The organism is Kurthia populi, from assembly GCF_042686175.1.
Lineage (GTDB): Bacteria > Bacillota > Bacilli > Bacillales_A > Planococcaceae > Kurthia > Kurthia populi.
In genome coordinates this window covers 47,520-61,512 of sequence record NZ_JBHUOR010000042.1, presented here as the reverse complement: position 1 = coordinate 61,512, position 13,993 = coordinate 47,520, and the positions used below count along the sequence as shown (strand labels likewise).

Here is a 13,993-nt window from a genome sequence, read left to right as displayed (position 1 = left end):
TTTTCGATTCAATTGAACCGAATTTATTGTGATTACATCTTGCTTGTTCAGTTTTCAAGGTTCATTTCGTTTGCCGTTATCTTAACGACTTACTTATTATATCATTATATCTTTTTGTTTGTCAACAACTTTTTTAAAAAGTTTTTAATGTTTTTTTCAGAAGTTGTTAAGCAACTATTAGATAATAACAAATCTGATTAACGTGTGTCAATCATTTTTTTATGTCTTATGTTTTTCAAGACAAGAAATATTATATGTTATAAAAAACAATTATGCAATAGTTTTTTATGATTTTTTTATTTTTTTCTTCACCAATGAAAAAAACATTGTTATATGATAGATAAAGAGGTGATTTCATTGGGTTTTAACGTTAAAACAACTCCCTTTTCATACGAAAATTCTATCATTTCATTACCACAGCAACATACTATAGAAGAAAGTGCCTGCGCTACCCTATTAACAATTGATGGCAATGCGACAAAGATGACGGGATTTTTAACTACACTTATAGAAGGAATTGCGCAGTGCTGTGTATTTCCTTTTACAAAAGCGACAATTGCCATTCAGTTATTTGATACATTGATTCCTGTTATTACACTGCTACCTGGACGTGCAAATAAGTTGCTTCTACAAATTGATCAGCAAACACTCTATACAATTGGACGTACTTCATTTGTCATTCGGGATGCACAACATAATCACGATGCTGCATTTTCTACTGAAGTCGAGCATGCTGCATCCGCTTTAAAGCAGCAACAAAAAAACGAAGCTCCAAAAGATATGCCCACCATACTACAACAACATTATGATTTTTCACGATTAACACCGTTTATTACTACATGGTCTATTGCTTATATGCCACGTGAAAAAGCATTGAATTTCTTAACAATTATTGAGGACTGCTGTATATTTTTATCAGCATCCTTCAAAACCTTCGTCAAGATTCCATCATTAGCCCTTCATTCTGGGCTAAAAGGTGCGAATGGCTTCTTTGATACTGCGACGCAAACGATTGGTCTTTACTATAAATATGACCGTCCCGAGCAAATGAAGCTTGCCTTTTTCCATGAATACGGTCATCTCATTGATTTACATCAAAAACATGATGAGGTCTATGCATATAAAAGACAGCAGCTTTATGAACAGCTACAAGCATCGGAAACATTACAACAAATTTCATCTAATACACAGCTTCCAGAGGATTATCGAAAGTATTTACTTTCTATAGAAGAAGTTATAGCTCGATTATTTGAAGGCTATGCATTTTATAAAATGACTGGCAATGTAAGCACTAAAGAATTTGCATTCACATTACCGGAGTTCCTTCTATATGAAGAACTTTTCACAAATTAAAAGAGGCTGGGACATACGTATAAAAACAACCGTTTATATGAGCATAAGAAAAACCGGAATCGTACTGTAGCACGGTTCCGGTTTTTCGTTGCGAACGCTAAAAAAGAAAAATGACGTGTTTTGTCCAAGCTTCTTTTCTTATAGTTGCTGGTGCTTACATGTCACCGCTTAATTTCACTAAAATTTTAGCCTGAGATTTATCGTTCGTTAATGCCTCAAAGCCTTTTTCAACAATATCATCTAATTCAATTTGTGAAGTAATAATGCCTTGCGGTTGTAATTGGCCGGTGCCCATTAAATCAACCGTTTGCTGGAATGAAGTTGGCGTGTAGGCAATCGTTGAAGTCAACTTCACACCTGTATTTGTTAATTGCATTGGATTCCATTCAATTGGACGCGCAAAGATCGATACAATCACTACTGTTCCACGAGGGCGCGTCACTTCAATCGCTGATTTGAATGTTGGGGCAACGCCTGCTACTTCAAAAGTGACGTCCACACCCGCTGGCGCATATTGTTTTACCGCTTCTACCGGATCTACCTCAGCAGAATTAAAAATGGCTGTAGCACCTAATTCTTTCGCCATTTGTAAACGTGTTTCTGATAAATCAAAGACGATAATATTACTTGCACCTGCTGCTTTTGCGGCAATCACCGTTAATAAACCAATTGGACCTGCGCCAAATACAGCCACATTGTCACCAAATAAGAGATTTCCTTCTTTTACTGCTTGCACAGCTACTGCAGTTGGTTCTACAAGTGCCGCATCTTGTAATGATAAGGTATCAGGCAATTTATAAATGTTATGCTCAGGTGCATTCGCAAATGCTGCAAAGCCTCCATCACCATGTAAGCCAATAAAGCTGAAGCCATCATAGCAATCTACGTCTTCTGGTTTATTTCCGTGGGTAATTGTTGGATTCACAACAACACGGTCTCCTACTTTATAGTTCGTAACGTTTTTCCCCACTTTTTCGATAACACCTGAAAACTCATGCCCCATAATAATTGGCGCTACTTCACCTGTTAGTTCATCTGGCTCGTTCACAGGAATGAATACAGGCCCTTCCTGATATTCATGTAAATCAGAGCCACAAATACCCGCCCATGCGACACGTACAGTTACTTCATTATCCTTTAATGCTTTTAATTCCTTTTCTTCAACGCGAATATCTTTCTCACCATGCCATACTGCTGCTTTCATATTCCTTCGCCTCCAAATAAATTAATTTTATCGTGCATTGTCGTAACCGGTTATACAACTGTATTATCGTTCAATGCACATAAAATTTCAATGCTCAGCCACTTTTACGCTATATCAATATGGCATACAATATATGCCTTTTTTGAATGAAAATGATTGTTGTCGATTGCATTCGTTTTTCTCGCTATTACACTGTGATATGCTTATTTAAACGAGGTGAAAATATGGCGATTAAACGATTAGCTGTCACAGGATACAAACCACAGGAGCTAGGTATTTTCAATGATTCACATCCTGGATTGGCTGTGATTAAAAAAGCTTTAAAGGACCGATTGCTGCCATTAATAGAAGATGGGCTTGAATGGGTGCTTGTTAGCGGCCAACTTGGTGTTGAAACATGGGTCGTCGAGGTTGTATGGGAACTTCAAGAAGTGTTTCCCAACTTACAATATGGTGTGATGATTCCGTTTTTAGACCAAGAAAAAAATTGGAACGAGCAAAAAAAGCTTCATTATAATGACATAATGGCAAAGGCTGATTTCACAACAGCAATTACCAATCGTCCTTATGAAGCACCATGGCAATTTGTTGAGAAAAATAAATTTTTCGTCCTGCATTCAGATGCATTTTTAATTTTATATGATGAAGAGCAGGATGGTTCACCAAAATATGTGAAGCAGCTTGTAAAAACTTATATCGATAAACATAACGCGGACTACGAGCTGTTGACGATTGATGCCTATGATTTACAAGTTGTGGCTGAAGAAGAACAGCAGCGTATGTGGGAGCAGCAGGAAAAAGATTCTTTTGAATAAAAAAAGAGACGGGACATACGTATAAAAACAACCGTTCCTAGAAGCATAAAAAACCGGAATCGCGCTGTGGCGTGATTTCGGTTTTTCGTTACGAACGCTAGAAAAGGAACATGACGTGTTTTGTCCCAGTCTCTTTCTATCTAACCGCGACCTGCTTGGAAGTCCGGATATTTCGTCATACCACCATCTACAAATAACGTAATCCCCGTTACATAACGCGCCTGCTCAGATGCTAGGAAAGCTGCACAGTTTGCAACGTCTTCTGGCTCGCCGATAAAGCCCATCGGCACCATGCTCTCCACATCTGCACGCTGCTCTGGATCTGCAAATTTCTCCGCGTTTATCGGTGTATCAATGGCACCAGGCCCGATGCTGTTTACGCGAATGCCTTTTGGCGCATATTCAAGTGCAAGGGTCTCTGTCATCAGCTTAATACCGCCTTTTGATGCTGCATAGTGTACAAATAAAGGCCACGGAATCATTTCATGAACCGATGACATATTAATAACGCTTCCTTTAATGTCATGTTCAACGAAGTATTTAATAGCTTCGCGACTTCCTAAAAATGCCCCTGTTAAATTCGTTCCAATAACGCGATTCCAGTCCTCTAGTGGCATCTCATGTGATGGCACAGGGTTTTCGATTCCTGCATTATTCACCATGACATCAAGTGTCCCTAATTCTTTAATCGTCGTCTGTACGAAATTCACAACATCTTCTTCTTTTTGTACATCGCCACCGAAGATAATGGCTTTGACACCATGAGATTCTAGCTCTGCCTTTACTTCTTGCGCCTCTGCTTCGTCTTTATAGTAGTTAATCGCGACATTCGCACCTTCTTTCGCAAAACGAAGTGCCATTGCACGACCTAGACCTGTTGAGCCACCTGTGATTGCTACTACCTTACCTTTTAAATCTTCATACATCAAAAAACGCCTCCTAATTTATGAAAATAAATTTCGTGTTCATATACTATATTCCCGGAAACTAGCGACAAACAACATGTTCATTAATAAAAGGTTAAAATTGTAAAAAGAAAATATTTTTCATCATCATACCATAAAAAAAGAGACGAAGGAATTCTTTCCCTCGTCTCTTTCTTCTATACTGTTAAGCCTCTTTTTCAGAGAACTTTGTTGATTGTTTACGTGGATTCACTGCATCTAACTCCTGCTGCGCCTCCATAGATAATGATTCTCTTTTCCAAGGAATCATATTGAATACAATATTTAAAATGATAGCCGTTAAACTACCCGCTACAATGCCGTTACTTGTAATTAGTTGAAGCACACTCGGTAAAACTTTGAATATTTCTGGTAAAACCGTTACGCCTAAACCCATACCTAATGAGCAAGCGACGATCATCGCATTTCCTTCATTTTTACCGATAGCAACTGCTAGCATTTTAACACCTTGTGACATTACCGTCCCGAACATGACAATCATTGCCCCGCCTAGAACAGCTGTTGGAATGATTGTTGCGAGTGCAGCGATTTTTGGTAAGAAGCCAAGTGCTACAAGCATAACGCCTGTCACAACGATAACCGCGCGATTTTTTACGCCTGTCATTTGCATCAGACCAACATTTTGAGAAAACGCTGTGTACGGGAATGAGTTAAAGATACCACCAATAATTGATGCTAACCCTTCAGAGCGATACCCGCGTGCTAATGCTTTTGAGTCGATTGGTGTTTTTGTCATATTGCTAAGCGCAAAGTAAGAGCCTGTAGATTCGACTAATGACACGATGGCGACGAGCGTCATCGTTAAGATTGGTACAAGATTAAATTCTGGTGTCGCGAAGTAGAACGGCTTCACCATATGTAGCCATGAAGCATTTGCTACATTCGTAAAGTCAACTTTGCCCATAAATGAAGCAATGACTGTTCCAACGACTAAGCCAATTAAGATCGCAATTGAACGTACAAAACCTGTAGAGAAGCGATAAATTAACACAATCAGAAGCATTGTTGTAAATGCTAAAATAACATTTTCAGCTGATGCAAAGTCTTTCGCACCTTGACCACCGGCAGCATTATTAAATGCTACTGGAATCAATGTTAACCCAATAATCGTTACAACAGAGCCCGTTACGATTGGTGGGAAAAATTTTACTAACTTTCCGAAGAAACCTGAAATCAATACAACGATTAAACCAGATGCGATAACAGCACCGTAAATTGAGCCTAAGCCAAATTCATTGCCGATACCGATGATCGGTGTAACGGCTGTAAACGTACAACCTAAAACGAGTGGTAACCCAATTCCGAATACTTTACCGCGCATTACTTGAAGTAATGTCGCAACGCCGCACATCAGAATATCGATTGAAATTAAATACGTCATTTGCGTGGCGTTAAAGCCTAGTGCGCCCCCGATAATCATCGGTACTAAAATCGCACCCGCATACATTGCAAGTAAATGTTGAATCCCTAATGTCGCAAGTTTTGCCTTGTTCATTGTCCTAATTGCCTCCTAAGCAAATGTTACTGTGCCATTTTCCAATGAAGAAACAATTGCTAATGAATCAACGCGATATCCTTGTTCGCGAAGTGCTTTACCACCTGGTTGGAATCCTTTTTCAATTACGATTCCGATGCCGGCAACCTTCGCCCCTGCTTGGTTGGCAACGTCAAGTAAGCCCTTCGCTGCTTCTCCGTTCGCTAAGAAATCATCGATGATTAATAGTGTGTCTTCTTTATCTAAAAAGTCTTTAGAAACTGAAATGGTGTTCGTTACTTTTTTTGTGAATGAATAAACATCCGCAGTGTAAAGATTGTCTTGTAATGTAACTGATTTACGTTTGCGGCCGAATACAACAGGTACGCCTAAGACTAAGCCAGCCATTACTGCTGGTGCGATACCTGATGCTTCTAATGTTAAAATTCTTGTAATGCCTGCATCTTTATATAAGTCAGCAAATTCTTGGCCCATTGCTTGCATTAATGCTGGGTCAATTTGGTGATTTAAAAATGAATCCACTTTTAATACGTCCTCTGATAAAACTTTACCTTTTGCTAAAATTGCTTGTTCTAATGCTTTCACGATGAAAGGCTCCCTTCGAATGTTCACTTTTTAAAATAAAAAAACTCGACGCACACTACCCTAATCGTAATTCTACGAGTAGGGCAATATACATCGAGTATTAAGTCGAATATAAAACGAAATAAACGTTTTGGATAATTGCCTCTCATAGTCAATTCATTTACGGCGAATTGGTAGAAACTCGTGGGCCATATCCCCACTATTATATGAGTAAGTTGTTTATTATTTAAAAGAAATAATGTACAAAGTATATCACTCTACTTCTTAAAATCAATACACGTTTAAGAATTTTATTTATTTTGAATATTATGAAAATAAACTAATTTCTTAACATTCTTTTGCTCATGCACGTTTTTTTAGCTGTTTCACGAACATTTTTCTCATTTTTGTATATAACGTCAATTTTATGATATGAAAAGTTTTTCGTTTTATATCGTTTTACGAACAAAAAAAGAGCCGCAATGCGACTCTTTTTTTTAGCTACTGACGATGATCCGTTTCTAAATCAACATCTTGTAGTTTGTATACTTTTGTTTTGTGTTTCACTTTATAGCCAATCCATAATAGTAAGAAAATCGGTACACTAATGTATGAAACCGTCATTCCTACCCAGTCGATGTCGCCACCCATAAAGTCTTGAACTTGGCCGACTAAAATAATCGCACATAAAATAAAGGCGAAAATCGGACCAAATGGGTACCAGCCAGAACGATATGGTAAATCATTTAAATCTTTTCCTTGTGCGATATATGCGCGACGGAAGCGGTAATGACTTGCGGCCATCCCAATCCAAGCGATAAAGCCACACATACCAGATGAAGATAATAACCACATATATACTTCACCTGTGCCGAAGAATGATGTTAGGAACGCTAGGCAGGCTACTAATACCGTTAATACTAATGCAGCTACTGGCACGCCTTTACGGTTTAATTTTAAGAAGATTTTTGGCGCTAAGCCGTCTTTTGCTAACTGCCATAATGTACGTGATGATGCGTATAAGCCAGAGTTACCTGCTGATAAAATCGCTGTTAACACAACCGCATTCATTAATGTTGCCGCAAACGCAATACCCGCATTTTCAAATACTAATGTGAATGGGCTAATCGCTACATTGTCATCAGTATTCACTAAGCGAGGGTCTGTGTAAGGTAATAATAAACCAATCGCGAATAACGCTAGAATATAGAATAATAAAATACGCCAGAAAATAGATTTCACGGCTTTTGGAATTGTTTTTTCAGGATCTTTTGCTTCACCAGCAGTCGCACCAAGTAATTCTGTCCCTTGGAATGAGAACCCTGCTGCTAGGAAAATACCTAGTATTGCGAAGAAACCACCGTGGAATGGACCGTCACCTTCAAAGAAGTTTGTGAAGCCAACCGGCGCTTTCCCACCGATAATACCAAAGATCATTAAGAATGATACGATTAAGAAAATGATGATCGTTGCGACTTTAATAAACGCAAACCAATATTCACTTTCACCAAATGTGTTTACTGATAAATAGTTCAGTAAGAAAATAATAATAAGGAATGCAGCACTCCAAATATATGAAGGTGTATCTGGGAACCAATATTTCATAACAAGTGCTACGGCCGCTACTTCTGCCGCGATTGTTACTGCCCAGTTATACCAATAGTTCCAACCTAATGCGAATCCAAGTGATGGATCAATAAAACGTGTTGCGTATGTGCTCGTAGATGATACTGGCATGTAAGCCGACATTTCACCAAGACCGGTCATTAAGAAGTACACCATCACACCAATTAAGGCATAAGCTAAAAGTGCGCCACCAGGACCTGCCTGTGCAATCGAGTTCCCACTTGCTAGTAATAAACCTGTCCCAATCGTACCACCAAGCGAAATCATCGTGATATGGCGCGATTTAAGACCACGGCTCAACTCGAGCTGTTCTGTATTGTTGCTCATAAAAAATTTCCTCTTTTCCTATTGCGTATCAAGGTCTAACAGTGGTTTTTCTGAATAAAAAAACCCATTCTAGAACTTTCTCTAAAATGGGTTGTATGTATACAGTAGTCCCACCAAACTTAGATTAAAGATAGCTCAACACGTTGTTACGTGACAGTTCTGCACCTATTAAGCGACAGCCCCAGCATTCAAATGATAAAAGCATTTGAAATACTTCGGCAAACGTTCCTTTCTCATTTTGTCAGTAATGCTTTCTCATCTCGAAAATGATACTAATAACGTTCGCGACCTCTACCTCACCTTTTTTGCTGGATGAGGCATTGCAATATTCTTTTTAATACTCGTTTCATTCTAATATAAAACACAATTCACTTCAAGACTTAATTGACATTAAAACTTATGTAATCCTCTAATAATTTGTTTCTATACTTTACTTGTCGAACCTGTTACGCTTAGTTCAATTCAGGAATAGGAGGAGGAATATGGAACAATCACATTTTGAAACTTCACGCAAATGGACGAAGGCGACCTGGTTATTCGTACTAGGCATCGTTTGTATTTCCTTTACGATGCGCTCCCCGATAACATCAGTCGGCCCAATTGTCGAAATTTTACGTGATAACCTACATATTTCAAATGTTATAGCAGGCTTCATTACGACGATTCCGCTTCTAGCATTTGCCGTCGTCTCACCAATCGTTCCAAAGGTATCTCGCCGAATTGGCATCGAGCGCACTTTATTTATTGCGATGTTCATTTTAGCAATCGGTGTTATTTTACGCTCGCTTGGCAGTAGCACGATGCTCTACATCGGCACAGTGCTAATCGGTATCGGTATTGCATTTAGTAATGTATTGATGCCAAGCATCATTAAGCTTCGCTTCCCGCTTCAAATCGGGCTACTGACAGCCATTTTTACCGTTTCGATGAATGTAACAGCAAGTCTAGCAGCAGGTGTAAGCTATCCAATCGCAACCACAGCACTTGGCTGGCAAGGCACGCTATCCATTTGGCTTGTTTTTATCATTATTGCGATTATCGTGTGGCTACCACAAACGAAAAAGACGGATCATGTAAATGCAGCCAATCTTTCAGGTAAGCCACCGAAAAAGAAAATTTGGCAATATCCCCTGACATGGGCTTTGACCTTCGCGATGGGCTTTCAGTCATTTTTATTTTATACGACCGTCGCATGGGTTCCGGCAATGCTTACCGAGCAAGGAATGAGTGCGAGTGCATCGGGTGCAATGTTCTCTGTACTACAATTTTCACAAATTCCGATGACCTTTATTATTCCCATTTTAGCGGGCCGTACACGCGACCAGCGCCCACTTGTTGCGATGTTTTCACTGTTTTATTTAATCGGTTTTGGTGGTCTCTTACTTGAATGGACGAGCCTCACATGGTTGTGGATGATTTTTCTAGGGCTTGCGGGTGGTGCATCGTTTGGTATTTGTATGATGTTCTTCTCTGTTCGTGCACGTAACGCTTACGAGGCAGCGGAGCTATCAGGCTTTGGGCAATCCATCGGTTATTTATTAGCCGCAACCGGTCCGGTATTATACGGCTTCGTACATGATTACGCTGGCGGCTTCCATAGCGCGAACTTTGTTTACTTAGCCGTTGCGATTATTTTATTCTTCTTCTCCTATGCGAGCGCGAAAGATCGGTATGTAACAAATGATTAATACATGCGGTGTGACGTTTAAATGTCACACCATTTTTTATTTCGAATCATTTATTTAAAAAGCCACATCCTGCTAGAAAGCGTCTTTTGCATACGACTTATTTTTTAATAAGTGTCAGCGCTATGTCTATGAACCTAGTGAAACGCTAATCATTTGTCCAAATAGCATTTCATATCAAATAATTATGTTTTTTTCGGTTGATACGTACAATAACTTTGTACAGCATCTTATCAAAACCGGACAAAGAAGGGTCGTTTTCAGCCCATTTTTCACGAGTTCGGGTCTATTTTCGGCCTCTAACGGTTCTCTTTCACTTAGAAAAAACGTGCTGCATGGCGCATTTTTGATTTGTTTCAATAAATGACATGCTAGACTGATCAAATCCGAGTTTTCGTGCAAAAACAACCCTCGGAGAGCCTGAAAGCACCTGTTTTTGCCGAAAACAACCGAAAACGGGCCTTTTTCATATCTTAAAAATAATAAACATCTATGAAAAAATCGCAAATAAAAATTTTCGTTGACAGCTTTCTGCATGATGCTTATTAAAACTCTCTTTTTACGTACGAAAATAGACGTAGTTTGGCACTTATTTAGAAATATGTCGTAGCCAAAACCCGCTCCTTGAAGCAATCAATGATTTCTGACAGTGCATAAAAAAATGAGACTGGGGCAAAACACGTCATGTTCTTTTTTTAGCGTTCGCAATGAAAAACCGGAACCGCGCCACCGCGCGATTCCGGTTTTTCTTATGCTCCTATGAGAGGTGATTTTTACACGTATGTCAAAGCCTCATTTCGTTATTTCACAAAGGCTTGTTCATTTTTCATAAAGGCATCCTGTACCATGTAGTAGGATGGCTTCAGACGATAAATCGAGTTCGGCTGCTCCCAGTTTGCCCATGTATATTGTTTGAACGGACTAATCGTATTGCCTTTTTTTGCTGGCAACGTTTGAACAACTTTGTCCTCATCATTCATAAAGGCAACACCTACGTGAATGCCGTCTACCTTTTCACGTGCCATATAATCCGGCTTATCAATATCGCCAATTACTTCCTTCAAACTTGGGTCTGAGAAACTCATGAGCAACCACGGCACACGTAGTTCAATAAAATGCTCTTCTTCATTTATATTAAAATCGACAAGAGAATTATAGTCTTCTGCTTCAGGGTTCGCATTGCCTTCAAGTAATTTACCCGTTTCATACCCAACGAATGGGATTTTTTCTTTCGTTGTTGGGATGTTTAATTCATTGCTTAGTACATAATTAATTTTCGTAAAATTTCCTGTATTTTTTTCAGGATGATACGTAATATTTTCTGGATCGTATTTGCCGTAATACAGTGCATAAATATCATACTGTGTATCGACAAGTAGACGAGCATTTTTCGCTGATTTTAACGGTGCGATAAACTCGAGTCCATTTTCAGTTTTCAACTTATAGTTATTAATCTTTGTATTACCTTGCGTCTGCTTCGTATCAAGCATGAGCATCGGATACCCCTTCGCATCAGCACTCATTTGAATTTTATAATACACATAGCGCTCATCATGCTGCATCATGAGTGACTTGATTGGCCCACTTGACTCATACATGGTCTTTGCGCCTTCCCAGTCACGATCATCCCCATCGACCTTCACCTTTAATACATCAAAGCTCAATAAGCCAAATTGCTGCTCACTCGTCTGTGCATTTGACCAAAATGGACGACGATCTGGGTCATCTAAATCCATCGTATTCCACGTCCGCTTAAACCATTCATCCTGCCAGGTAAAGATTAAGCCGCCCATCATATCCTCATGTAAAATATCCTCGAATAAATGAACGAGTGTCTCGCCTTGTTGTGTTTCAGACATATGCCCCTGATTCCAACCATTGACGTTATTATGCGTTTTTCCTCGTGATGATGGAATCCCAAACTCTGCGATTAACACCGGCATATCATGTGCTGCATGTAAATCCTTTAAATACGCTGCGTAGTTATTTTTCTTGCCACGAAAATCGATATAATCATTGTATTGGTAATTCAGCGATTCAGGATAATACGGATACACATGATAGCTTGCGAATTGCTGTGTTTTCGTTACGTCCCCTTTTAAATGAATAACATTCGGATTGACGGATACTAAGTCCTCCTCTGGATCAGGCTCCTCAGGATGCTCCAGTAGATCTGTCGTCACCCAGTTTGTGAAGCTTAGTGGACGAACCCAGTTATACTTATCTTTTTCATATTTTGCGACATAATCTAGATTTTCAGCAATCCAATGTTCAAATGGCGATGCACCCTTTGTATATACATATGTGCCTTTATAGTCGCCAACTGCTTTGTTTTTCTTATTCGTTGACTTCACCATCACTGGGTCCCACTCAATGCCAAGCACCCAACCGATGACATACTCTGACACATCGGCTGTATAGGCCCCTGTTGCATGCCCCTTTTTATAAGCAATCATTTCATTGCCATGAAGAATATCGACGATGTGGCGAATTTCATCACGGAATTCCGTTGTCGCCTGCTTGTCAAAGACATTACCCTTATGAACAATTCGTTCCTCATCAATCCACGTACCATGCAACAAATAAAGCTTTTGTTCGTGTGCTTCGTTATAACGCTTCAATGCATTATAAAACCCAGGTGGTTGCACCGTATAAACACGCATCGTATTGGAGCCAAGCTTACCAATATCTTGGAACCATTTATAATATTCATTTTCCGTAATCGCTGCCTGTCCAGGGAACGTACCGGGTTTTCCCATCCCTACATTGACGCCTTGAATTTTCATTGACTGCCATTTTCCATTCACTTGCACCTGCATATCATTGTCATGAATGCGCGACACATATTGAACTTCCTTTGGTTTTTTGAGGGCCGCTACCTTTTTATTTTTTTGTGCGGTCGTTTGGGCGAGTACCTTTTTCATCATCGGTACATATGCATCCCAGTAGAAGCCCGTTTCCTTACTAAAATGACTAATCCAACTATTCAATATCTCCACACCAAGGAATTGATAGTAATTCGGCACAGACGGTGTTACATTGAATTGCCCCGCAAAGTAATACGCTGTCGCATTGTTCATCGTCATTTTATTAACAGCGACAAATTTTGTTGGCACACCATGTTCTTTCATTAACTGCTTCCCTGAATCCGTTAAATCCCAGTGGAAGTTTGCGAGTGTCGCTTCTGCTGATTCACTTTCAACAATATCAAACCAGCCATTAAATGCGACGGACTCTGTTAAATCAAATGCTTTTTGACCCGCTTCGGTGTACTTCACCGTAAGTTTACTAGCCACATCCTTGTCATCCTTGAGAATAAAGTATTTCTCTTGTTCCTCATTCACAAGCACAAAGCCAGCGCCACTATACGGCCAATTCTTTTCGTTCTTTAACCAACTCGGCATATCCGGATTGTCGAGTGATAATTCATTAAAATGACGGCCAATCCAGCCAGACGAATGAATGCCAAGTACACTGCTCATATGCTCACGTACCTCGGTCGTTGTTGGCGATGCGAGTGTATTAAATTCCGTTACAAGCGTAACCGCCTTATCATCTTCAAGACGTTTAAAAACCGCATTCCATTCATCCATCGTCAGCCCACCATCGAGCTTTTTCGGCTTAGCCTGTCCTTGCTTCTCCTCATAGACACCATATGTATCTGCAATATAAATCAAATTCGTATCGTCATATGATGTCGGGAGTTTCCCTACAGGCTGGTCCTGCTCAGGATGATAGCCAAAGTAATCTGTTAGGGCATACGGTTCTCCCTTATCATTTACATATTTCTCTGCTTTTAATAGCCAGTTTAACCCCTGATGCTCTTGATACTCCGTCGTTGCAACTGTTTTATCGATAATCGCAATCGAGAGTTTTTGGTCACTTTTCAATTGCCAGCCCCCAAAAATCACAAGTAAAAGCGCTATGGCCGCACCAAAAATAATCAGTAATTTTTTCAT

General features: G+C 39.6%; 9 protein-coding genes and 2 riboswitches. Of the genes, 3 read left to right on the top strand and 6 right to left on the bottom strand.

Translation table 11 applies throughout. From position 1 onward, the window contains the following. Window positions 1-357 precede the first annotated feature (357 nt). Window positions 358-1,353, top strand: coding sequence for a hypothetical protein (locus tag ACFSY7_RS08910; RefSeq protein ID WP_380147647.1), 996 nt, complete (start codon window positions 358-360; stop codon window positions 1,351-1,353). Window positions 1,354-1,507: 154 nt separating this feature from the next. Here the strand turns inward: ACFSY7_RS08910 and ACFSY7_RS08905 are convergent, their stop codons facing one another. Then, window positions 1,508-2,557, bottom strand: a complete 1,050-nt coding sequence (locus ACFSY7_RS08905) for a 2,3-butanediol dehydrogenase (RefSeq protein ID WP_380147646.1) — start codon at window positions 2,555-2,557, stop codon at window positions 1,508-1,510. Between the two features lie 224 nt (window positions 2,558-2,781). Here ACFSY7_RS08905 and ACFSY7_RS08900 point away from each other — a divergent pair, with 224 nt between their 5' ends. Continuing rightward, window positions 2,782-3,372 carry an SLOG family protein gene (locus ACFSY7_RS08900; RefSeq protein WP_126989542.1) on the top strand — a complete coding sequence of 197 codons (591 nt, stop codon included), beginning with the start codon at window positions 2,782-2,784 and terminating at the stop codon, window positions 3,370-3,372. 140 nt (window positions 3,373-3,512) lie between these two features. Here the strand turns inward: ACFSY7_RS08900 and ACFSY7_RS08895 are convergent, their stop codons facing one another. From ACFSY7_RS08895 to ACFSY7_RS08880, 4 genes are all read right to left on the bottom strand, one after another. Then, complete coding sequence (locus ACFSY7_RS08895; RefSeq protein ID WP_126989543.1) at window positions 3,513-4,298, bottom strand: SDR family oxidoreductase; 786 nt, start codon at window positions 4,296-4,298, stop codon at window positions 3,513-3,515. 184 nt (window positions 4,299-4,482) lie between these two features. Then, entirely contained in the window at window positions 4,483-5,832 is a 1,350-nt protein-coding gene (locus ACFSY7_RS08890) for a nucleobase:cation symporter-2 family protein (protein WP_126989544.1), read from the bottom strand. Window positions 5,833-5,847: 15 nt separating this feature from the next. Further along, on the bottom strand, window positions 5,848-6,417 hold the full coding sequence (locus ACFSY7_RS08885) for a xanthine phosphoribosyltransferase (RefSeq protein WP_380147645.1): 570 nt from the start codon (window positions 6,415-6,417) through the stop codon (window positions 5,848-5,850). A gap of 128 nt (window positions 6,418-6,545) precedes the next feature. Beyond that, window positions 6,546-6,647: riboswitch (purine riboswitch) on the bottom strand. Window positions 6,648-6,897: 250 nt separating this feature from the next. Further along, window positions 6,898-8,349 (bottom strand): amino acid permease, encoded by a 1,452-nt coding sequence (locus ACFSY7_RS08880; RefSeq protein WP_380147644.1) that lies wholly within the window; start codon window positions 8,347-8,349, stop codon window positions 6,898-6,900. Between the two features lie 123 nt (window positions 8,350-8,472). Then, window positions 8,473-8,651, bottom strand: a riboswitch (Lysine riboswitch). A gap of 180 nt (window positions 8,652-8,831) precedes the next feature. Here ACFSY7_RS08880 and ACFSY7_RS08875 point away from each other — a divergent pair. Next, a complete protein-coding gene (locus tag ACFSY7_RS08875) occupies window positions 8,832-10,037 on the top strand; it encodes a CynX/NimT family MFS transporter (RefSeq protein ID WP_126989547.1) in 1,206 nt (401 codons plus the stop codon). A gap of 797 nt (window positions 10,038-10,834) precedes the next feature. Here ACFSY7_RS08875 and ACFSY7_RS08870 read toward each other — a convergent pair. Then, the gene (locus ACFSY7_RS08870) at window positions 10,835-13,993 is read right to left on the bottom strand and encodes a hypothetical protein (protein WP_380147643.1); all 3,159 of its coding nucleotides are present in this window, start codon (window positions 13,991-13,993) and stop codon (window positions 10,835-10,837) included.